Below are 21,021 nucleotides of genomic sequence, written 5' to 3'. Positions count from 1 at the left end.
AGCCGTATGACGAATACCCCTGCGATGAACCGTTACAGCTGGTATGGCAAATTACCCAGCGCCGGAGATTTCCTGCAGCGCCGCTTTCCTGACACCTTACAGCGCCAGTGGTCGCACTGGTTCCAGGTTGGCCTGCTTGCCTGGCAGCAGGAAGAGCAGCGTAGCGGAGAACGCCCGTTCACCAAAGCGCCGGTGTGGAATTTTGTTGTCCCCCCAATGCTGGGCAGCCAGATGATCCAGATGGGCTGCCTGCTGCCCGGTCGGGACAGCGTTGGCCGACAATACCCGGTGTGCATCCAGCTGAGCTTCGCCCCGTCAGAGTGGTCGACCAGCCTGCTCAGCCAGGCGGAAAGCTGGTATCAGCAGATAGGTCGTCTGGGACTGCACGCGGTGCGCAACAGTTTTTCCGCCTCGCAGCTGGATGAGATGCTGATGTCCATTCCGGCTCCGCAGCCCGTCGAGCCGCAAAAGCGTTCCGACATCCTTGACGTGATTGGCTATGACGAGGACGGTCAGAGCACGCTGGGCTGGCCGCAGGCGGCAGAGTGTTTTGACCCGCTGCGTCAGACCAGCTACTGGTGGACCAACCGCTGCGACGGTTACCCGCTGTACACCCATGTCCACAGCGGCAACTTTACCGGGCAGCTTTTCACCCTGCTGTTCGACCCGGCAGGGGGCGCCCGCCCGGGACGTCACGGTCTTTATCCGCCCATGTTTGAATAAGCAGGGATCTCATGAATATCGAAGAATTTCTCGCGCCCATAAGCCCGGATAAACCCTGTGGCGACAATCTGGAATACGACGCTGACTTCCAGGTGATGAACCAGGCAAGCCAGGGGAAAGCGGAACAGCAGTTTGGCGACACCATTATCCCGGCAGAGCCTGCTGACTGGAACACGGTAGAAAAATATGCCACCAGCCTGCTGGCGCGCACGAAAGATTTGCGCGTGATGCTGGCGCTAACCCATGCGTGGACACGCCGCCGCGGGCTGGCAGGCTACGCAGACGGGCTGCTGCTGGTGCAGGAGGCGCTCGCGCGCTACTGGGAGCCGCTCTATCCGCTTCTGGAGGAGTATGGCGAAACCGACCCGTTCTATCGGATTAATGCCCTGGCGGGGCTGAGCGATAAATCTGAACTCACCATTGCGGTACGCAACGCCTCGCTGCTGCGTTCAAACGGCGATGAAATTTCGCTGCGGGACGCCCAGGCACTGCTGGACGGCAGTAAAACTGAATGCCCGGACTATCCGGGGGGCCGTCCAAGATTGATTGACGAACTGGCCCGCGGCGACCAGCCAGGGACTGCCGCGGTAATCGTGATTAACGAGCGGTTGCTGGCCATCCGCGCGCTGCTTACCGGGTATCTCGGTGAAAGCGGTGTACCCGAGATGGAACAACTGCTGAAGACCACAGGACTGGTCGCCAGTGCCTGTCAGGTGACCGACATCAGCAAGCTGTTGCCGGGCCGCGAGGCGCAGGCTGAACCGCAAGCCGATCATCAACCTGCGGCAACGCAACCCGTTCAGCCGGTTACCGACTGGCGCAGCGTGCAGGTCACCAGCCGTGCCGATGCGCAGCTGATGCTGGAAAAAGCAAAACAGTATTTTGCGCAGTACGAACCGAGCCACCCCGCACCGCTAATGATTGAACGGGTGCAGCGGCTGTCAGAACTTAACTTTATGGACATTATTCGCGACCTGGCGCCAGACGGCGTTAACCAACTGGAAAATATCTTTGGACGCCGCGAATAACGCGTCCAGGCATTATGACGACAGGCATGGAGCCTGCCGTTTCACCTTCACCGCGCATCTTTGATGGAGAACATCATGGCAATGAGTAACAGTGGGCAGAAATTCATCGCACGTAACCGTGCCCCCCGCGTGCAGATCGAGTACGACGTAGAGATCTACGGTGCAGAACGTAAGATTCAGCTGCCGTTTGTGATGGGCGTCATGGCCGATCTGGTCGGTAAACCGGTGGAAAACCTGCCGGCGGTCGACGATCGCAAATTCCTTGAAATCGACATCGACAACTTTGACGAACGCATGAAGGCGCTGAAGCCGCGCGTGGCGTTTCAGGTGGATAATACCCTGACCGGCGAAGGTAAGCTCAACGTCGATCTGACCTTCGACAGCATGGATGACTTCCTGCCGGACGCGGTGGCCCGCAAGGTGGAGCCGCTGAACAAGCTGCTGGAAGCTCGTACTCAGCTCTCCAACCTGCTGACCTACATGGACGGCAAAAACGGCGCGGAAGAGCTGATCGCAAAAATTCTGCAGGATCCGACGCTGCTCAAATCTCTGAGCCAGTTGCCGAAAAATGACGACAGTGCGAAAGGTAGCGAGGAATAATCAATGAGCAACCAGACTCAACAACACGAGCAGCAGGCGGGTCAGGCCTTCAGCCAGGATGAATTCAGCGCGCTGCTGAACAAAGAGTTCCGCCCGAAAACCGATCAGGCGCGTTCTGCCGTGGAAAGCGCGGTCAAGACCCTGGCACAGCAGGCGCTGGAGAATACCGTTACCTTCTCTAACGATACCTATCGCACCATCCAGAACCTGATTGCCGGTATCGACGAACAGCTCTCTCAGCAGGTGAACCAGATCATTCACCACGAAGAGTTTCAGAAGCTGGAGAGCGCCTGGCGCGGTCTGAGCTACCTGGTGAACAACACCGAAACTGACGAGATGCTGAAGATCCGCTTTATGAGCATCTCCAAGCAGGAGCTGGGCCGTACCCTGAAGCGCTTCAAGGGCGTGGGCTGGGACCAGAGCCCGATCTTCAAGAAAATCTACGAGCAGGAGTACGGTCAGTTTGGCGGCGAGCCGTTTGGCTGCATCGTGGGCGACTACTACTTCGACCACAGCCCGCAGGACGTTGAGCTGCTGGGCGAAATGGCGCGCATCGGCTCTGCGGCACACTGTCCGTTCATCACCGGTACCGCACCGGGCGTGATGCAGATGGAGTCCTGGCAGGAGCTGGCTAACCCGCGCGACCTGACCAAAATCTTCCAGAATACCGAATACGCGGCCTGGCGTTCACTGCGTGAATCTGAAGATGCCCGCTACCTGGGGCTGGTGATGCCGCGCTTCCTGTCGCGCCTGCCGTATGGCATCCGCACTAACCCGGTCGACAGCTTTGATTTTGAAGAGCAGACCGACGGCGCAAACCACAACAGCTATTCGTGGGCGAACGCCGCCTATGCGATGGCGGCCAACATCAACCGCTCCTTCAAAGAGTACGGCTGGTGCACCTCGATTCGCGGCGTGGAGTCCGGTGGGGCAGTCGAAAACCTGCCGTGCCACACTTTCCCAAGCGATGACGGCGGCGTGGACATGAAATGCCCGACCGAGATCGCCATCAGCGACCGCCGCGAAGCCGAGCTGGCGAAAAACGGCTTCATGCCGCTGGTTCACCGGAAAAACTCCGACTTTGCTGCCTTCATTGGCGCGCAATCTCTGCAAAAACCGGCCGAGTACCACGATCCGGATGCCACCGCGAATGCGCGTCTGGCCTCTCGTCTGCCGTACCTGTTCGCCTGCTGCCGCTTTGCCCACTATCTGAAGTGCATCGTGCGCGACAAAATCGGCTCCTTCCGCGAGCGCGAAGAGATGGAACGCTGGCTGAACGACTGGGTAATGAACTACGTGGACGGTGACCCGGCGAACTCCTCTCAGGAAACCAAGTCCCGTAAACCGCTGGCGGCTGCGGAAGTGCAGGTGCAGGAGATTGAAGACAACCCGGGTTACTACGCCGCGAAGTTCTTCCTGCGTCCACACTACCAGCTGGAAGGCCTGACCGTTTCCCTGCGTCTGGTTTCTAAACTGCCGTCGCTGAAGACGAAAGACGCGTGATGATGATTGCCGCCGGGAGGCCATGCCCGGCGTTTGCTTTATAGCATGGAAATTTGAGAGGAAATATGACCGCGAGACCTTCGTTTGTTGCTGCCTGGGCGGCGGCAACACGTATTTACGATGCAAATGATTCTATCGGCAAAGTTAAGCAAGTTATCGGCGGCAAGGTTAAGCACAACTTCGAAATACCGCAAGATCAGGGCGGGTGGTCAAATAGTTGTGCCGTACGCATGAGTTATGTTCTTAACTATACCGGACATCCCGTTCCGCGTATTGCAAATCTCACGGTATCCGGTGCTGATAATAAATGGTACTTCTACCGCGTAAAGGATGTCATTGCCTGGTTGACGCGTCAGTGGGGAAAACCTGACATGGTCGTGAGTTATCCTTCCTTACCCGTTCAGCAATTAGCCAACAAAAAGGGCGTAATTCTGTTTGAGGTACAGGGCTGGAGTGACGCCGCAGGTCATGCCACATTCTGGAATGGTTTAACCTGTTCAGATCACTGTTATTTCAATGCACCGGAGACGAATTACACGACGACCAAAGCCAATTTTTGGGAGTTGCCATGAAAAAAATAATTGCCAGTCTACTGTTGCTCACCAGTTCCGCCTCTGTTTATGCAACTGACGATCCGGTGTTCTTTGTCAAAAAAATGCCTTATAAGCAAGTTATTAAAGACGTTGTTTTTTCTCGCTGCCTGGCACAAGTTTCAGATGATAAAAGCCAGTTTTCTCTGGATGCTGCCCGAAGCAGTAATGCATTACTGGAATGGGTACCTTTCGATATTGAAAATGGCAATGACAAAATTAATGCCCTTATTAATAAATATAAAGGCGCAACTAATGCCTTTCATTCTGAGATAAAACCCGATGTCAAAGGCGTAACGTTAAACTGTCTACGTCTTTATCATAGCGACGAACTTAATAAACTTGCACCTCAATTAATTATCGGCAATCCTGACCGCACCTGGCTTCAGGATAACCCGCAGTAGTAAAGACTTCACATTCTTTCCATTTATTCAGGGGGAATGTAAGACTGTCAAATGACACGGGTCATTTGATATGAGGCAGAGGTAAAATATGGACGGTTTTATTCAGCCCCATGCTTTCCTGTTTGCCATATAAGTGCTTTTTCGAAAGCAATATTGTTCATCCACGAAGAGTAGATATTATGGCTATTGATATGTTTCTGAAGGTCGAGGGTGTTACGGGCGAATCTAAAGATTCTAACCACACCGGCTGGACTGATATTACCTCCTTCTCCTGGGGCGCTTCCCAGCCGGGTAATATGAGCGTTGGCGGTGGCGGCGGTGCCGGTAAAGTAAACTTTAACGATCTGCACGTTAACGCTCTGATCGACAAATCCACCACTGCAATCCTGAAACACTGCGCCAGCGGTAAACACCTGACCAAAGTTGAACTGTCCGTCTGTAAAGCCGGTGGTCAGCAGGTGGAATATACCCGCATCACGCTGGAAGATGTGCTGGTGACTTCTGTTCAGTACACCGGTGCAGACAACGGCGATACCGTTGGTGTGACCTACGCGTTCCAGGCTGCGAAAGTGAAACAGCAGTACTGGGAGCAGACCACTGCCGGTGGTAAAGGTGCTGAAAGCAGCGCTGGCTGGAACATCAAAGAAAACAAAGAAGCGTAATTGCGCATGTGGCCGGGGAGTTTTCCCCGGCCATTATGATTGGTTCACTATTCGGCGTGTTTTTGCGATGGAAAGAGCGTTAACGGTTATACCCATTGTATTATCATGTAGCGCCTGCATATCCCACCCTGCTCAGTTTCAAAGTTTAACTGTTAAGGTGGAAAAAAATGTACCCTGTTTTGGGATTTCGAATGACATGAGGCTAAGTGAGCCTGTGTTAGTTTACGAACCTTCTATATCTCGACGTGTAGGTAACAAATGGGAAATTGCTTTCTCTCCAGGAACATTTCCTTCCACCCACATTTTAAACTCTGAAGAGTGTCTTCGCTGGGATAAAGTGGACTGGCAGTCAGGGGAATATGATGTGGTATTGAAGGCGAGAACTCATAATACGGAACTTCGCTATGCGGCTCGCTTTATTCTCAGTGTAAATGCCAAAGGTGAGTTATCGCTAGCCAAAACAGAGTAGTAGAGTTTTTAAACGTTGCCGTTTTTTAAGAAAACATCAACGTTTGGATGCTGGTTCAACTCCATTTTTATTTGAATGCGAGTGTTTATTTGTGAAAATCAATGGGAATGAATATGGCTAGTCAATCATCAGTTAATCCGGGGTATTGTATTGTTCAGCAACCCGGAACCCTGGATTTTCAGGCAAGGCTTTTATTCAACAATCCAAATAGTGATGCTGCACGTTATTTTATGCAGGTTAATAGTGATGCGCAGTGGTCAAAGCCTGGGCAGATGTTGATTCTTGATGTGCCGGGAAGTAATAATTCTTTGCAACTTAAGCAATTACAGCTTGCTAAAAAGAAAGTCAATGGTGCTCTGGCCGATCTTAACTCTGGAGAAGCGAATTTCTTTAATCAACATTTTAGTACTATAGCTGCAGTCACTAATTTTATGGATAAGTCCCTTGGTGTCGTTGCTGATGCAGGCGAAAAATATTTTAGTGAAATAGAAAAAAAACTTAAATCCATTGAGTTGGCTTACCAGAATCAGTACAGAGCACAAGGGACATTGATAAGCCAACAGTTTTTTGTTGAGCGTCAGCGCCTCTTTTCTGAGTTGGATGGTTTATTAAACAAATTGTCTCGACTGACTTTAAAGATGAAACCCTATAACGAATTGAAGCATGCATTAGGCTTGTCAAGCAGATCCATTGTACATGAATGGAGTACAGCCGGAGTCGCTTCTATTCGTGGTTATTCAACATATATCGATAATGCCTCTAAGGCCGCTCGTTTTCTTAAAGCGGGAGGGTGGCTTGCAATAGGTTTTGCAGGTGCAAATACCACTAATGAAGTTTACAATGCCTGCACCGCGGGACGAGAGCAGAGTTGCACTAAAGTTGCTGTGAAAAAATACAGCAGCTTTGGTGCAAGCCTGGCAGGGGGTATTTACGGTGGTAAATACGGAGCCATGGCAGGTGCTGGTGTATGCGTTGCGCTTGGTGTTGCGACGGGGGGCGTAGGACTGCTCGCCTGCTCCATTGTCGGGGCAGCTGCAGGTGGATACGTTGGTGGTGAGATAGCGGGCGGAGCGACTGAGTATATGATGGATAAAATATGGTGAATATAGAGAATTTACTATTATTTCTTATCGTGGTTTTATTGTTGATTGTTATAATTATGGATCTGCTCAGTTCTCGTTATTTCAAAAAACACGAGGCTGATTATAATCAGTTACTTTCAGACTATCGGCGCAAAGGATATGATCTGGATCTTGTAACCGACTATGCTTCTTTTTTTGGTTCGCTGGCTAATTATCAAAAAATAATCTGGTTCGTTCGCCTTTATAAAGGCATTAAAATGAAATTTACGCGTGAAAGGCTTGTTCAGGAAGAAGCTTATAAATATGTGCAGTCGTTGCCTGAAGAAAGAATTGGCTGGATACTAAAGTTACATCGTCGTTATAAGTTACAGGCATTAATATTCACTCTATGGCTCATTGTTGGATTATATTTTATCACCTTCATTAAATAGTTTTGATATTCAATTTCTCAAACGCCGCCGTTCTCACCCCCGAGAGCGGCAGCGTTTGAGCGCTAATCATACCAGCAGGAATACGCCATGCGATTCACGATTATTTCTACGAAACCCGGTCATCAGCCGCCGCAGAGCAGCTGTGATTTTTATGCCCCGGGCGGCACCATTGGGCGCGGTACGGATAACAATCTGGTGTTGCCGGACAATGACCGCACCATCTCGCGCCTGCAGGCCATTGTTCACGTTGACGCCAATGGTGAATGTCGCGTCACTAACCGTGGCAGCGTCACCCGCGTGGTATTAAATGATATTCCGCTGGAGCGGGGGCGTCAGGTTGAACTGCAGGATGGCGACATTCTCGGTATTGATGACTACCGTATCGAAGTGGCCGAACTTATCCACGACACGCAGCCGGTGAGCCGCATGGCCGCCAGCATGCAGCAGCAGGCGCATCCGACAGCCGCGCCAGCGCCAGCATCGCAACCGAAGCCTGCTAACCCTGCGCCACGCGGTAAAGCGGAACCAACTGCCGTGCCGTCGGAAATCTGGGATAGCCTGATGCAGGAGTTTTCCATCTCCGACAGCATCTCCAGCAACCGTGCAAAACCGCAGTCAGCGGCTTCGCAGGATCCGTTCTCTCAGCCTGCGGCGCCGGAGCGTAATGCTGAAGATCCGCTGGCGATGTTCAACGACAGCGATCCCACGCTTGAGCGTAAGAATGTCGACCCGGACACGCTATTCGGCGAAGAAACGCTGTTCAAAAAAGAGAGCATTTTCGACGACGTGACGCCTTCCACGCTGGTGCCACCTGTTGAGACTCAACCCGCCCCTAAAGAAGAGGCGGTAGATGAACTCGATCCGCTGGCGCTATTTGGTGGCAAGGCCAGCGCGCCGGCTGCACGCAATGATGACCCGCTCGGGCTGATGGGCGGGGCGCCGTTAACCCATCCGGATGACATCACTGACGAAAAGCCAGCGCCTGAGCCTGAGCAGGAGGAAGACGTCCTTGCCGGTTCCCCGCTTTTTGCCCCTGAGCCGCAGGAAACGCCGCGTGCAGAAGAGGAGCCGGTGAGACCAGATTATGCAGGTTTCACGATGCCTACGCCGCAGGCCGTTGCGCGCAGCAGCGCTCAGACCCCTAAGGGCCGACTGCGTATCGATCCGGTTAATAACGCTGCCTCCCCATCTGCTACCGCGAACACTGGAGAGAAGGGCGATGTGTTGCAGGGGGAACTGCTGCAGGCACTGCTGGAAGGGATGGGGCTGAGCGAAATGCAGCCTGTCCCGCAGTTTGACCGGGAAAATATGCGTCAGCTGGGGCAGATCCTCGGCATGTTCTCTCAGGGCACCGTGGCGCTGCTCTCCTCACGCTCTATTCTTAAACGCGGCGTAAAAGCCGATATGACCATGGTGCTGGACGATGCCAACAACCCGTTCAAGCTGTTGCCGACCGGGAAAACGGTTCTGATCCAGATGTTTGGCACCCCGATGCCGGGCTTTATGCCGCCAACGAAATCCGTGCGCGATGCGTTGATCGATCTGCAGGCGCACCAGTTGGGCATGATCTCCGGCATCCGCGCCATTATTGCCGCGATGCTGCAATCCTTTAATCCGGAACAACTGGAAGAGCAGGCGAAGCAAAACGGCATGACCTCGCGTCTGGCGCTGCCGGGCAGCCGTAAAGCCGCCCTGTGGGACTATTTTGTTCGCAGCTATGGCGAGACGGCGGGCGAGATTGAGGATGACTTCCACACCCTGTTCGGCGAAGCCTTCCTTCATGCGTATGACATGGAGGTGAATCAGTACAAAGACTCACAGAGCGGATCGGAAGACAAATGAATATCGCAACGGCTTCTCTCTCCCGCCAGGGGACGCGCGCCAGTAACCAGGATCAGACGGGAGAAACCATAGGGGAACGTTCAGCCTGCTTTGTCGTCTGTGACGGCATCGCTGGCCTGCCGGGCGGTGAGGTGGCCGCTGAACTGGCCCGCAACAGTATTATTTCCCGCTTCGATGGCGACAAACACCTTAACGCGCAGCATATCCGTGATTATGTGCAGACCGCGAATCGCACCATTCTCAGCGAACAGCAGGCCGTTCAGGATTATCGCCGGATGGGCACGACGCTGGTCAGCCTGTTTATTGACCGTGATTATGGCCTGGCCTACTGGGCGCATGCCGGAGACAGCCGTCTTTATCTGTTTCGCCGGGGATGGCTGTGGCATGTCACCACCGACCACAGCCTGGTGCAGCAGATGAAAGATGCCGGGCACCAGACCGACAACCTGAACAGTAATCTGCTCTATCTGGCGCTGGGGATTGAAAACGGTGGGCCGGAAGCGAGCTACAGCGATGTCGTGCAGGTCGAAGACGGCGATGCATTCCTGCTCTGCACCGACGGGTTCTGGCACGGCGTCAGCGAAGAGCAAATGAAGCAATCGCTGCATATGGTCAATACGCCCCAGGAATGGCTGACCTTAATGAACCAAATCATTCAAAAGAATGGCGAGCAGGAGGGGAATGCGCAGGATAACTACACCGCCCTGGCGGTATGGATGGGCAACCCTCAGGACACCACTTTGCTGCATACCCTCTCTGATGCAGCACAATTTCTTCCCTGCGGAACTGATTAGACACACAAGGAACGATATGAAACTTTGGCTATCGGGTTTGGCACTTCTGGCGGTGACCTCCACCGCGCAGGCTGAGAATTTCCGCATCGTGCAGTCTCCTGCGCAGAAGCTGGATATCTGGATCGACAACATCAAAGACAACACCCCGCAAAGCTGGTGTAAGCCGGAGGTGGCACTGCGCATCGTGGCGAACGGCAAGAAGGATGTCTCTGTGCTGGAAAACTTCGTGCCACGCCTTGGCTCACTGCTGGAACACCAGTGCAGCAAAGTGAACACGCTCAGCTGGACGCTCAACGATCCGGCGGGAACGACGCTGGCGCAAGGAACCGCCGCCAAAGCGCAGGAGTGGGCGCTGGTGGTGAAACAGCAGCAGGCGACGCCAGCCGTGACGACGACCACTGCCAGCGGCGCGTTAATGCCGCCGGATCAAAACGTTGCAACCCTTACGGTTGCCGCTGACCGGACGCCGTGGCAGGAGTTTACCCTCCAGGACGGCTGTCACCTGCGCACCTTCTGGGAAGGCGGCGCATCCGCACCTGCGCTCTTTATCCCGAATTCTGATACCACCCGCTGCGGCAATGGCAGCTGGCTCAGCGGTCACACCGTGATCTCCCAGTCCCGCAACGGCGGGCAAAAAGAGATGGCTGTGACGTACATTCATGGCTTCCCGGTCATGGGGCTGAATCAAAACGCTGACCCGGAAAACGCGCTGATCACCTCCGTCAACAAAGAGCGCATGGTGTTCAGCACCCCAAACAGCGACCAGAGCTGGATGATCCTGCCTTACGATAACGCGCTCAACGGCTGGAAAAGTAACGGCACGGTGGCAGTAGAGATTTCCCGTGAAACCGCCAGCGATGATGCAAAGCTGCAGGCGCGTATTGCGGCGGTGAAAAAAACCTGGAGCGCCTGGGTCGCACCCGGCACCTCACTGAATATCGTTCTGATTGATACCCTGCGCCCTCAGCTGCGCGATCCGGCCGTGGGCGCATGGCGCGCGGCGAATTAAGGAATGGTTATGAATACGCTCTATCAACAGCTGGCGGGTGAAACGCTCAATGACGCGCTGGCGCGTCTGGAAGCCGGGATCAAAGCCCGTCCGGCAGATGCCGACCTTCGCGCAGCGTTCGTGCAGTTTTTAACCCTCAGCGGCAACTGGACCCGGGCGCTGACCCAGCTGAAAAGCTGGCTGGCGCTGAAGCCTCAGGCGAAGCCGACCGTCACACTGCTGGAGCAGGCCATTCAGGGTGAGCTGCAGCGTGCGCAGGTGATGGCGGGCCAGGCCCGTCCGGCCATGCCTGAATCTCAGTGGCCGTGGCTGACCACGCTTGCCGCCGCGCTTAACGAAGAGAGCGAGCGCGCCCAGGCGTTGCGCCTGGAAGCCCTTGAACAGGCGCAGGCAACGGCGGGACACATCATCCTTGAAAACGAGGAGACGCAGGCGTTTGACTGGCTGATGGACGGTGATGCCCGTCTTGGTCCGGTGTGCGAAACCCTTGTTAACGGACGCTATTTCTGGCTGCCGTTTAACGCTATTGCGGAGATCCGTTTCCAGGCGCCCGCCAGCGTGACCGATCTGGTCTGGCGTCATGCGCTGGTCCGTCTTACCGACGGTACCGAGCAGGTGTGCCAGATCCCGGCGCGCTATCCTTTTGCGGCTGATGCCTCGGATGCGGTCAAACTGGGGCGCACTACCGAGTGGCATCCGCTTGATGAGAGCGGCACGCTGTATGAAGGGCTGGGTCAAAAAGCCTGGCTGAGCGAGCAAAGCGAAAGCCCGCTGCTGTCGTTAAGCCTCGTGACGTTTGCGACGGACGGAGCCGATGAGTAATCCCGCTGGCGAAGGCGATCTGCTGCGCAGCGGCTGGCAGGCCCGCAGCAAGCAGGATAAGGTGGGGGCGCGCGACAAAATGCAGCCCTCGCTGCTGGATCGCCTTACGGATAACGGCCCGGAAAAAAAGCGTGAGCCAGCCAACAGTAATCTGATCACCCACGCTGCGCTGCGTCGCAATGTCCTGCGGGATCTGCAGTGGCTGTTTAATACCATCAACCATGATGCCTCCGGCGATCTGAGCGCCTTGCCGCAGGTGAGCCGCTCGGTGATCAACTTCGGCGTCGCGCCGCTCGCAGGTAAGCGAATGTCAGATATCGAATGGCACGATATTCAGCGCAAGCTCACCGAGGCCATCATCAATTTTGAACCGCGCATTTTGCCGCAGGGATTGCAGGTGCGCTGCGTGTCGGATACCTCCTCGCTGGATCTGCACAACGTGCTCTCCATTGAGATAAAAGGGCGTTTATGGTGTGTGCCGTACCCGCTGGAGTTTCTGTTTCGCACCGATGTCGATCTGGAAAACGGCCATTTTGAACTGAAAGATGCGGGGTAATCATGGAAAGTAAACTGCTCGAATACTACAACCGTGAGCTGGCCTACCTGCGTGAAATGGGGGCCGAGTTTGCCGAGCGCTACCCAAAAGTCGCCGGACGACTGGGCATGCGCGGCATTGAAGTGGCGGACCCGTACACGGAACGCCTGATGGAAGGTTTCGCTTTTCTGACCTCCCGCGTGCAGATGAAAATGGATGCCGAGTTTCCGCGTTTCTCCCAGCGTCTGCTGGAGATGATCGCCCCGAATTACCTCGCGCCAACCCCATCAATGGCGATTGCGCAAATCGAGCCCGACAGCAGCCGGGGCGACCTGAGCAATGGCTTTATTGTGCCGCGCGGCACCATGATGGACAGCCTGGCGCTGAAAAAGACCGGCGTAACCTGCAGCTATACTACGGCGCACGAGGTTAATCTGCTGCCGCTGAAAATTGACAACGTGGAGCTGGGCGGCGTGCCTGCTGACCTGCCGCTGGCACAGCTGGGGTTAAGCCAGCGGGGAATCAACAGCGCGTTGCGGATCCGCATTGCCTGCGACGGCCCGCAAAACCTCGGCCATCTGAATTTCGACCAGCTGACGTTTTTCCTCAGCGGCCCGGACATTGAAGCGCTGAAGCTGCTGGAGCTGGTGATGGAACATCACGCCGGGATCGTCTGCCAGACGGTCAGCCCGCAACCTCAGCGACAGCTGCTGGCGTCGGATGCCTTGTGTCAGGAGGGCTTTGCCGCGGATCAGGCACTGCTCCCGGACGATCTGCGCAACTTTGACGGTTATCGTCTGCTGCAGGAGTATTTCGCGTTCCCAGCCCGTTTCCGCTTTATCAGCCTGAGCGGCCTGAGCACGCTGCTCCAGCGCTGTGAAGGCGAAAAAGCCTTCGATATCTTCATCCTGCTGGATAAATCAGATGAACAGCTGGAGCGCGTGGTGGATGCCAGCCATCTGGCGCTGCACTGCACGCCAGTCATCAACCTGTTCCCGAAGGTGGCGGCGCGTCAAAAGCTGAATGAAGGCCAGCACGAATACCATCTGGTGGTCGATAACATCCGCCCGCTGGATTATGAAATTTACGCGGTGAATAAAATCTTCGGCAGCGCGGACGGTCAGCGTGACGACCAGACGTTTCGTCCTTTCTGGAGCACCTGGAGCGGGGACGCGGGCAACTACGGGGCCTATTTTTCCCTGCGCCGGGAACAGCGCGTGCTCTCAGAGCATGCCCAGCGCTACGGCACCCGTACCGGCTATATCGGTTCAGAGGTGTTTGTTTCGCTGGTAGATGAACAGCACGCCCCGTGGCAGGAAAACCTGCGCTACATCTCTGCCGAGGTGCTCTGCACCAGCCGCGACCTGCCGCTGATGCTACAGCAGGAGCTTGGGCAGTTCATCATGGCCGACTCCATGCCGGTGAAATCGTTGACCCTGCGTAAAGGCCCGACGCCACCGCGTCCGGCGCTGGCAGAAGGGTTCAGCACCTGGCGGCTTATCAGCCAGCTGCAGATGAACTACCTCAGCCTGATGGACAGCGAGAATGAAGAGGGGGCTGCCGCGCTTCGCCAGCTGTTAGGGATGTATGCCAACCTGGCCGAAACGGCCGTGGCGCGTCAGGTGGAGGGGGTTCGCCACTGCGTGCTGGAGCCGGTTCACCGCCGCGTGCCTGAACCCGGTCCGGTCGTTTTCGCCCGCGGAATCGGCATTACCCTGACCGTAGACGAGCGGGCGTTTTCCGGTGCCAGCCCGTGGCTTTTCGGCAGCGTGCTGGAACGCCTGTTTGCCCGGCTGGTATCCATCAACAGCTTTACTGAGTTCACCCTGAAGAGTCAGCAGCGCGGTGAGATCGGCTACTGGGCACCGAGAATGGGTAAAAGGGCGCTGGTATGAGTGACGCTGCCACTGCACCGCTGCGCGTGCATCGCCTGACGAAGCTGCCGGAGACGTTCTGGCACGGGGTCCGTCAAACGCCCTGGCGCTACGATCTGTTTCAGCTGTTAAGGCGTATTGATGCCCAGGGCGGCGAGCGCTACCCGCTGGGACGCGCGCCGCTGCCGAAATTTGAACCGCTGCGCATCGGCCAGCAGCCGTCGATGAGCTTTGCGCCGTCGACGCTGGCCGAGGTTAGCCTGCGGGAAGAGAGCGGGCTGCATGAGGTGTCTATCCTCAGCTTCGGGCTGTTTGGTCCGAACGGCCCGCTGCCGGTTCACATGACCGAATATGCCCGCGAGCGTATTCATCACCATCAGGACACCAGCCTGAGCGCGTTTGTCGATCTGTTTCATCATCGTCTGACGCTGCTGTTTTACCGCGCCTGGGCGGATGCGCAGCCTGCCGTCTCCCTTGATCGCGCTGACAACAAACGCTTTGAGGGCTACCTGGCCTCGCTGATTGGCATGGGACAGCCGGGCCAGATGAATAAAGGCAGCCTGAGCGCCCATGCCCGCTTTACCCACGCCGGGCATCTGACCCGCCACAGTCGGGATCCGGAGGGGCTGGAGAAGATCCTGCGCAACTATTTTAACGCCCCGGTCAGGCTGGTAAGCAACGTGCCGCAGTGGATGCCGCTCTCCACGCGTGAGCAGGCACAGCTGGGGGAAGGTCGCCGTATGCCGCGCATGGGGGAATCCGCCTTTCTTGGCGTCGCCGTCCGCGACGTACAGCATAAGTTTCGTATTGAAATCGGCCCGCTGAGCGCTGAAGAGTACAACCGGTTTTTACCTGGCGAAGCGTGGGTCACCGAACTGCGCGACTGGGTGCGCCAGTACATTGGGGTGGAGTTTGAATGGGAAACGCGGGTGATCCTGCATGAAGACGCGGTGCAGGGTACTTCGCTCGGCAGCAATGGGCAATTAGGCTACAACACCTGGCTGGGCCTTCAGCCGCAGCCTGTCCCGCGTGGCGATCTGGTCTATCGCGCAGAGCGGTAATCCTTCCGTATACCGAATCATTGTTAATGGAAACTAACATGTCAGAAATTAGCCGTGCCGTGCTCTTCGGCAAACTGGATACGCTGTTATTTACCTCGCTGGAAAGCGCGACTGCCTTCTGCAAGCTGCGCGGTAACCCCTATGTTGAGCTGGTGCACTGGCTGCATCAACTGATGCAACAGCAGGATGGCGATTTGCAGCAGGTCATCCGCCACTTTGCCCTCGACGAACAGCAACTGACGCGCGATATCGTGGCCGCGCTGGATGCGCTGCCGCGCGGCGCGAGTTCCGTTTCCGATCTCTCCGAACATATCGACAGCGCCGTAGAGCGCGCCTGGGTCTATGGCTCGCTGAAGTTTGGCGTCAGCCGCATACGTGGCGGCCATTTGCTGATCGGCCTGCTCAAAACCTGGAACCTGGCAAACGTGCTGAAAAGCATTTCGGCGCAGTTCACCCGTCTTAACGTCGAGGTGCTGATCGAGCAGTTCGATACGGTTTGCGCCAACAGCAAAGAGACGCAGCAGGCCGCGGCCACCGTCGAGGCGCCAGCGGGTGCGGTACCGGCAGCGCAGGGTACGCTGGCTCAGTACGGCCAGGATCTCACCGCCCGCGCCCGCGAAGGGAAGATTGACCCGGTAGTCGGGCGTGATGAAGAGATCCGCCAGATGGTCGATATCCTGATGCGTCGCCGCCAGAACAACCCGCTGCTGACCGGTGAGGCCGGGGTCGGGAAAACGGCGGTGGTGGAAGGGCTGGCGCTGCGTATCGCCGATGGCGACGTGCCGGAGCCGCTGCAAAATATTCAGCTGTGGCTGCTCGATATCGGCATGCTGCAGGCTGGCGCAGGCATGAAGGGCGAGTTTGAAGCCCGTCTGCAGGCGTTGATCAACGAGGTTCAGTCCAGCGCCACGCCGATTATTCTGTTTATCGATGAGATCCACACCCTGATTGGCGCAGGCGGCCAGCAGGGGACCGGCGATGCGGCGAACCTGCTAAAGCCCGCTCTGGCGCGCGGACAGCTGCGTACCATCGGCGCCACCACCTGGGCGGAATACAAAAAGTACATCGAGAAAGATCCGGCGCTGACCCGTCGTTTCCAGACGGTGCAGGTTCACGAGCCGGACGAAACGAAAGCCATTCTGATGCTGCGCAGTACCGTATCGCCGCTGGAGACCCACCACCAGGTGCTGTTGCTCGACGAAGCGGTCAGCGCGGCGGTGAAGCTGTCGCATCGCTATATCCCGGCGCGTCAGCTGCCGGATAAAGCCGTTGCGCTGCTCGACACCGCCTGTGCCCGCGTGGCGGTCAGCCAGAGCGCGCCACCGGCGCAACTGGAAGATTGCCTGCGCCATCTTGCCGCGCTGGACGTGGAGATTGAGATAGCCGAACGCGAAGCGCGCGTTGGTGCTGGCCTTTATGAGCGCGTAACGGCGTTAATCACAGAACGTGATGCGTACGAAACCAAACGTGAAGCCCTGACCCAGCGCTGGGAAGAGGAGCGCAGTCTGGTGCAGGAGATTATCCGCCTGCGCGCCGCGCTGTTTGCCGCGGGCGAGGAGGAGTCCGCCGGGCTGCACAGCCAGCTGGCGGAACAGCAGCTGGCGCTGAAAACGTTGCAGGGCGATGAGCCGCTGCTGTTTGCGGCGGTAGATGAAAACGTGGTTGCCGCAGTGGTTTCCGACTGGACCGGGATCCCGCTGGGGCGGATGGTGAAAAACGAGATCGACGCGGTGCTGAATCTCGCCGACACGCTTAACCAGCGTGTTATCGGCCAGCGTCACGGTCTGGATCTCATTGCCCGTCGCGTGAAAACCTCGCGGGCAAAACTCGACGATCCCAACAAACCGGTGGGCGTCTTTATGCTTTGCGGCCCGTCCGGCGTCGGTAAAACGGAAACCGCGCTGGCGCTGGCGGAATCGCTGTACGGCGGCGAGCAGAACGTTATCACCATCAACATGAGTGAGTTCCAGGAAGCGCACACCGTTTCCACCTTAAAAGGTGCGCCGCCGGGCTACGTCGGGTATGGTGAAGGCGGTGTCTTAACCGAGGCCGTGCGCCGCCGTCCGTATAGCGTAGTGCTGCTGGATGAAATTGAAAAAGCGCACCCGGACGTCCACGAAATCTTCTTCCAGGTCTTTGACAAAGGCTGGATGGAGGACGGTGAGGGACGCCACATCGATTTCCGCAACACCATTATTATTCTGACGTCCAACGTTGGCACTGACCTGATCAGCGCTATGTGTGCCGATCCAGAACTCATGCCGGAACCGGACGCCTTAAGCGGCGCGCTGCGCCAGCCGCTGCTGGAGGTGTTTCCGCCTGCGCTGCTGGGCCGCCTGCTGGTGGTGCCGTATTACCCGCTCAGCGACGCGATGCTGGGGCAGATTGTTCGCCTGCAGCTCAAGCGCATTCAGCGTCGTCTGGAAGAGAATCACAATATCATTTCTGAGTTTGACGACAGCGTGGTGGAACAGATTGTTCAGCGCTGTACCGAGGTGGAGTCTGGTGGCCGCATGGTAGATGCTATTTTGACCAACACCCTGCTGCCTCAGATGAGCCAGATCTTACTTACCGCCAGCCGCAGCGACGAGCAGTACCGACGTCTGCATGTCACCTGCGAGCAGGGCGAGTTTCACTGTCAGTTTGCCGCGTAATAATCATCAAGAGAACTGTAAAAGATGACGGATAATGATAACAATCGGACTGTCCCAAACGCGCTCCCGGTCGGGTACCGCTTCAACGAGTTTGAAATCAAAGAGGTGATCGGCGGCGGCGGTTTTGGCATCGTTTATCGCGCGTGGGACCACCAGCTCGAACGCACTATCGCTATCAAAGAATTTATGCCTTCCTCGCTCGCCGTGCGCGGCGACGACATGACCCTGGTGCTGCGCAGCGAGCGCTTTGGCAAAGCGTTTTCCGCAGGCCTGAACAGCTTCATTCAGGAAGCCCGTCTGCTGGCGCGCTTTAACCACCCGAACCTGCTGCATGTCCTGCGTTTCTGGGTGCAAAACGACACGGCCTACATGGGAACGCTGTTTTACAGCGGCACCACGCTTTCGCGCCTGCGCGAAGAAAAACCGGAGCTGATCAACGAGGCCTGGATCCGCCGCACGCTGCCGATGCTGTTTGGCGCCATCAAGACCATCCACGACGAAGGCTATCTGCACCGTGATATCTCGCTGGATAACATCCAGATCAAGGATAACGGCCTGCCGGTACTGCTTGATTTCGGCTCCGCGCGCCGCACCATCGGTAACCTTTCTGACGAAACGGAAACCATGCTGCGACCGGGTTTTGCACCGATCGAGCAGTACACCGACGACAACGAAAGCGAGCAGGGACCGTGGACGGATATTTACGCCCTCGGCGCCGTGCTGCGTACCCTGATCGTGGGTTCTCCGCCGCCGGTGAGCGTGGTGCGTTCTATTCAGGATACCTGCAAGCCGCTGGTGGAAATTATGCCGCAGGGCTATTCCATCCCGCTGCTGCAGGCCATCGACCGCGCGCTGGCGCTGCACATGGAAGACCGTCCGCAGTCTATCGACGAATTCGCCGCGCTGATCGAGATGCCGGTTGCGGGCATAAACGATGTGCTGACGGCGAAAAAACCGGGCACCATGCTGGTACCGGTGGAAGAGGAAAAGCCGGCTTCAGCACTCGACTGGCGTCGTTACAAAATCCCGGGCATGGTTGCCGCAGGCGTGCTGGTGGGTGTGGTCGCCGGAGCGATGCTGTTCAGCGGTGGCAAGGATGCGCCAGAGCAGGCTGCGCAGGCACCCGCAGAGACGCGTCCGACGGAAACCGCCGCGAACGCGCCAGACGTGAAGCCAGAAACGGCGAAGGTGAGCGAGCAGGCGACGGCGCAACAAACGCCACCGCCTGTCGAGAGCCCGGTAGCACTGGTCTATATCCGCATTCTAGACGGCGAAACGCTGAAAGTGAACGGCGAGCCAAAAGCGCTGCGTCCGGCGACCAACGGCTATGCATCGCTCAAGCTGCCCGCCGGTGAGGTGAAGATTGAACTGCAGGGTAACGGGAAAACGCGCAGCCAGACGCTGGATATTGCCAAGCCGGGCACCTGGCTGGTGAATCCGTAGGAATTTAAACAGGAGATACTATGGAAGTGTACGATCTTCGAAGCCAAAGGCTTCGTCCAAAGGAATTCGAAAAGATTGTCTCTCCTGTCTATGCACGGAGCGACGTAGGGCGTGAGTTTGTTGTGGTGCGAGGCGTTTCAAATCCATTTCACAGCATTGATGGTTTAACGTTACGACATCGCTTCGAATTTAATCCTAATGCCGTTTTTGATCCCCTCTATGCGCAAAATCTTAATAAAATACAGCGGTTAATTGATTCAGGGGAGGTGGTCTTAATAGATCACCGTCAACGGACAAAAGCCCTATATCCCTTTTTCATCTCTGAGTCAGGGGAGTTGTTTTGTGTTGATGAGACGATCTACAACTCAGCTTTTGTGAATTACGTCCTCGAACGTTACCGAAATAATGTCGCTCTATTTGGAAAACCAGCCCCAACGCGTGATTCATTCGTTCCCTCTACCAATAATTACGGGCCGGGTTACTGGAAAACTGTTGAAGATGATTATCATGGCACAAAAAATGTTGTGATTATGGCGATTAATCGACTGACGAGCATGGGGGATGAGGGACGAGTATTTGGATCGGACGGTAAAGATTACATGAATACGTCGCGCGATAAAATTCAGCGCTGGACAGCGCTACCCGGAGATCTGGATGGAGAATCGCGCGTGTTTATATCTAAGAAATCGGTCATCAGACGATACGGAGAACAACGATCCATTTATCAGAAATACCTTGAGAGTGATGATGCCTGGGCAGTAAGTGGTAAATCATGGCAATGGATACCTGGAGTCAGAGAAGAGGATTATGAATTTAAAAAGTAAATTATGGTATTTCTGGGGAAGCATGGATGTACTGGCTCTTTTGCTTTATTCTGTAAACTCACTTCGTCAGGACAGGATCCCCTTGATTTCAGATTTAATCGCGTTCACAGGAACCTCAGATGTAGTTTCAGGAGGCGGTTACAACTTTATCGTAACACTCTTTTTTATATTTGATTTGCTCTTGTTACTTTCACTTTTTATTTCGGCCTGGTTGTTTTTTAAGAGAAAAGACGTTGCGATTAAATTTGCCCTTGCTCAGGAAGTTTTCCGTCTAATTTCGTTCAGATGTTCGGTTTCTTTTTTCCCACTTTTGGTAAGTGTGTTTGGTATTACAAGTGTCTGGGTAAATTTAGGATTGTTCGTTATCTCGGAACTGCTAAAAATATATTCTCTTGTTTACTTAATGGGCAAAAGAAAAAGAAATCATTCACTTTGATATATAAATGACGCTGATGCGTAGATGCGAACCTCTTTTCTAAATCGCATAAGCTAGATGGAATAAAAATTATGCTCAACCGAATTACCGTTCAGCTCCCGGTGGAGGGGCTTCTGTTCTGGAAACTGACGGGCCGCGAGGCGATGTCCGAGTCGTTCGCGCTGACGCTGACCGTGCTCGGCACGGACGCGCGCATTGACCGCAGCAAACTGCTGGGCCAGCCGGTCACGGTGAC

Annotated in this window: 21 protein-coding genes; all 21 read left to right on the top strand. The window is 55.7% G+C overall.

The window, feature by feature from the left end:
• Positions 1-6: 6 nt before the first annotated feature.
• Positions 7-723, top strand: coding sequence for a type VI secretion system-associated protein TagF (tagF, locus tag ACOTYN_RS11845; protein WP_014884235.1), 717 nt, complete (start codon positions 7-9; stop codon positions 721-723).
• A gap of 11 nt (positions 724-734) precedes the next feature.
• Positions 735-1,751 carry a type VI secretion system protein TssA gene (gene tssA / locus ACOTYN_RS11840; RefSeq protein ID WP_023330612.1) on the top strand — a complete coding sequence of 339 codons (1,017 nt, stop codon included), beginning with the start codon at positions 735-737 and terminating at the stop codon, positions 1,749-1,751.
• Positions 1,752-1,826: 75 nt separating this feature from the next.
• Positions 1,827-2,351 (top strand): type VI secretion system contractile sheath small subunit, encoded by a 525-nt coding sequence (gene tssB / locus ACOTYN_RS11835; protein ID WP_014884233.1) that lies wholly within the window; start codon positions 1,827-1,829, stop codon positions 2,349-2,351.
• A gap of 3 nt (positions 2,352-2,354) precedes the next feature.
• Positions 2,355-3,854, top strand: coding sequence for a type VI secretion system contractile sheath large subunit (tssC, locus tag ACOTYN_RS11830; protein WP_014884232.1), 1,500 nt, complete (start codon positions 2,355-2,357; stop codon positions 3,852-3,854).
• A 65-nt stretch (positions 3,855-3,919) separates the two neighbouring features.
• Positions 3,920-4,426, top strand: a complete 507-nt coding sequence (locus tag ACOTYN_RS11825; protein ID WP_014884231.1) for a type VI secretion system amidase effector protein Tae4 — start codon at positions 3,920-3,922, stop codon at positions 4,424-4,426.
• Positions 4,423-4,848, top strand: coding sequence for a T6SS amidase immunity protein Tai4 family protein (locus ACOTYN_RS11820; protein ID WP_071922130.1), 426 nt, complete (start codon positions 4,423-4,425; stop codon positions 4,846-4,848). The genes ACOTYN_RS11825 and ACOTYN_RS11820 overlap by 4 nt, the downstream gene beginning before the upstream one ends.
• Positions 4,849-5,027: 179 nt before the next feature.
• Positions 5,028-5,510, top strand: coding sequence for an Hcp family type VI secretion system effector (locus ACOTYN_RS11815; protein WP_014884229.1), 483 nt, complete (start codon positions 5,028-5,030; stop codon positions 5,508-5,510).
• On the top strand, positions 5,461-5,979 hold the full coding sequence (locus ACOTYN_RS11810) for a hypothetical protein (protein WP_127348528.1): 519 nt from the start codon (positions 5,461-5,463) through the stop codon (positions 5,977-5,979). Before ACOTYN_RS11815 ends, ACOTYN_RS11810 begins: the two co-directional genes overlap by 50 nt.
• A 113-nt stretch (positions 5,980-6,092) precedes the next feature.
• Positions 6,093-7,082 (top strand): hypothetical protein, encoded by a 990-nt coding sequence (locus ACOTYN_RS11805; RefSeq protein ID WP_071922132.1) that lies wholly within the window; start codon positions 6,093-6,095, stop codon positions 7,080-7,082.
• Positions 7,076-7,492 carry a hypothetical protein gene (locus tag ACOTYN_RS11800; protein WP_032636243.1) on the top strand — a complete coding sequence of 139 codons (417 nt, stop codon included), beginning with the start codon at positions 7,076-7,078 and terminating at the stop codon, positions 7,490-7,492. The genes ACOTYN_RS11805 and ACOTYN_RS11800 overlap by 7 nt, the downstream gene beginning before the upstream one ends.
• Positions 7,493-7,579: 87 nt before the next feature.
• Positions 7,580-9,334, top strand: coding sequence for a type VI secretion system-associated FHA domain protein TagH (gene tagH / locus ACOTYN_RS11795; RefSeq protein ID WP_023337405.1), 1,755 nt, complete (start codon positions 7,580-7,582; stop codon positions 9,332-9,334).
• The gene (locus tag ACOTYN_RS11790; protein ID WP_014884226.1) at positions 9,331-10,128 is read left to right on the top strand and encodes a PP2C family protein-serine/threonine phosphatase; all 798 of its coding nucleotides are present in this window, start codon (positions 9,331-9,333) and stop codon (positions 10,126-10,128) included. Before tagH ends, ACOTYN_RS11790 begins: the two co-directional genes overlap by 4 nt.
• Before the next feature lie 16 nt (positions 10,129-10,144).
• Positions 10,145-11,137, top strand: a complete 993-nt coding sequence (locus ACOTYN_RS11785) for a hypothetical protein (protein WP_063861456.1) — start codon at positions 10,145-10,147, stop codon at positions 11,135-11,137.
• 9 nt (positions 11,138-11,146) lie between these two features.
• Entirely contained in the window at positions 11,147-11,959 is an 813-nt protein-coding gene (locus ACOTYN_RS11780) for a type VI secretion system accessory protein TagJ (protein ID WP_071922133.1), read from the top strand.
• Positions 11,952-12,515, top strand: coding sequence for a type VI secretion system baseplate subunit TssE (tssE, locus tag ACOTYN_RS11775; protein WP_332956978.1), 564 nt, complete (start codon positions 11,952-11,954; stop codon positions 12,513-12,515). The genes ACOTYN_RS11780 and tssE overlap by 8 nt, the downstream gene beginning before the upstream one ends.
• A 2-nt stretch (positions 12,516-12,517) precedes the next feature.
• Positions 12,518-14,389: a type VI secretion system baseplate subunit TssF gene (gene tssF, locus ACOTYN_RS11770; RefSeq protein WP_332956980.1), complete on the top strand. Its 1,872-nt coding sequence runs from the start codon at positions 12,518-12,520 to the stop codon at positions 14,387-14,389.
• Entirely contained in the window at positions 14,386-15,429 is a 1,044-nt protein-coding gene (gene tssG, locus ACOTYN_RS11765) for a type VI secretion system baseplate subunit TssG (protein WP_023330605.1), read from the top strand. The genes tssF and tssG overlap by 4 nt, the downstream gene beginning before the upstream one ends.
• Positions 15,430-15,467: 38 nt before the next feature.
• Positions 15,468-18,083, top strand: a complete 2,616-nt coding sequence (gene tssH / locus ACOTYN_RS11760; RefSeq protein ID WP_048996365.1) for a type VI secretion system ATPase TssH — start codon at positions 15,468-15,470, stop codon at positions 18,081-18,083.
• 24 nt (positions 18,084-18,107) lie between these two features.
• The gene (locus tag ACOTYN_RS11755) at positions 18,108-19,526 is read left to right on the top strand and encodes a serine/threonine-protein kinase (protein ID WP_332956983.1); all 1,419 of its coding nucleotides are present in this window, start codon (positions 18,108-18,110) and stop codon (positions 19,524-19,526) included.
• Between the two features lie 20 nt (positions 19,527-19,546).
• Entirely contained in the window at positions 19,547-20,350 is an 804-nt protein-coding gene (locus ACOTYN_RS11750; protein ID WP_014884218.1) for a hypothetical protein, read from the top strand.
• A complete protein-coding gene (locus ACOTYN_RS11745) occupies positions 20,334-20,786 on the top strand; it encodes a hypothetical protein (RefSeq protein WP_014884217.1) in 453 nt (150 codons plus the stop codon). The genes ACOTYN_RS11750 and ACOTYN_RS11745 overlap by 17 nt, the downstream gene beginning before the upstream one ends.
• Positions 20,787-21,021: the final 235 nt, after the last annotated feature.

Origin of the sequence: Enterobacter cloacae complex sp. IR5458 (assembly GCF_049238025.1) — a bacterium.
In the GTDB taxonomy this organism is placed as follows: domain Bacteria; phylum Pseudomonadota; class Gammaproteobacteria; order Enterobacterales; family Enterobacteriaceae; genus Enterobacter; species Enterobacter kobei.
The sequence above is the reverse complement of the archived record's forward strand: the minus strand, read 5'-3'. Positions and strand labels throughout refer to the sequence as shown.

What these genes read in the sequence shown, in the direction of transcription:
- tssA (WP_023330612.1), top strand. Translation starts at nt 735, where the DNA reads ATGAATATCGAAGAATTTCTCGCGCCCATAAGCCCGGATAAACCCTGT.
- tagH (WP_023337405.1), top strand. Translation starts at nt 7,580, where the DNA reads ATGCGATTCACGATTATTTCTACGAAACCCGGTCATCAGCCGCCGCAG.
- ACOTYN_RS11745 (WP_014884217.1), top strand. Translation starts at nt 20,334, where the DNA reads ATGAATTTAAAAAGTAAATTATGGTATTTCTGGGGAAGCATGGATGTA.
- ACOTYN_RS11815 (WP_014884229.1), top strand. Translation starts at nt 5,028, where the DNA reads ATGGCTATTGATATGTTTCTGAAGGTCGAGGGTGTTACGGGCGAATCT.
- tssB (WP_014884233.1), top strand. Translation starts at nt 1,827, where the DNA reads ATGGCAATGAGTAACAGTGGGCAGAAATTCATCGCACGTAACCGTGCC.
- tssC (WP_014884232.1), top strand. Translation starts at nt 2,355, where the DNA reads ATGAGCAACCAGACTCAACAACACGAGCAGCAGGCGGGTCAGGCCTTC.
- tssH (WP_048996365.1), top strand. Translation starts at nt 15,468, where the DNA reads ATGTCAGAAATTAGCCGTGCCGTGCTCTTCGGCAAACTGGATACGCTG.
- tagF (WP_014884235.1), top strand. Translation starts at nt 7, where the DNA reads ATGACGAATACCCCTGCGATGAACCGTTACAGCTGGTATGGCAAATTA.
- ACOTYN_RS11825 (WP_014884231.1), top strand. Translation starts at nt 3,920, where the DNA reads ATGACCGCGAGACCTTCGTTTGTTGCTGCCTGGGCGGCGGCAACACGT.
- tssE (WP_332956978.1), top strand. Translation starts at nt 11,952, where the DNA reads ATGAGTAATCCCGCTGGCGAAGGCGATCTGCTGCGCAGCGGCTGGCAG.
- ACOTYN_RS11750 (WP_014884218.1), top strand. Translation starts at nt 19,547, where the DNA reads ATGGAAGTGTACGATCTTCGAAGCCAAAGGCTTCGTCCAAAGGAATTC.
- ACOTYN_RS11780 (WP_071922133.1), top strand. Translation starts at nt 11,147, where the DNA reads ATGAATACGCTCTATCAACAGCTGGCGGGTGAAACGCTCAATGACGCG.
- ACOTYN_RS11805 (WP_071922132.1), top strand. Translation starts at nt 6,093, where the DNA reads ATGGCTAGTCAATCATCAGTTAATCCGGGGTATTGTATTGTTCAGCAA.
- tssG (WP_023330605.1), top strand. Translation starts at nt 14,386, where the DNA reads ATGAGTGACGCTGCCACTGCACCGCTGCGCGTGCATCGCCTGACGAAG.
- ACOTYN_RS11755 (WP_332956983.1), top strand. Translation starts at nt 18,108, where the DNA reads ATGACGGATAATGATAACAATCGGACTGTCCCAAACGCGCTCCCGGTC.
- ACOTYN_RS11785 (WP_063861456.1), top strand. Translation starts at nt 10,145, where the DNA reads ATGAAACTTTGGCTATCGGGTTTGGCACTTCTGGCGGTGACCTCCACC.
- tssF (WP_332956980.1), top strand. Translation starts at nt 12,518, where the DNA reads ATGGAAAGTAAACTGCTCGAATACTACAACCGTGAGCTGGCCTACCTG.
- ACOTYN_RS11790 (WP_014884226.1), top strand. Translation starts at nt 9,331, where the DNA reads ATGAATATCGCAACGGCTTCTCTCTCCCGCCAGGGGACGCGCGCCAGT.
- ACOTYN_RS11820 (WP_071922130.1), top strand. Translation starts at nt 4,423, where the DNA reads ATGAAAAAAATAATTGCCAGTCTACTGTTGCTCACCAGTTCCGCCTCT.
- ACOTYN_RS11800 (WP_032636243.1), top strand. Translation starts at nt 7,076, where the DNA reads ATGGTGAATATAGAGAATTTACTATTATTTCTTATCGTGGTTTTATTG.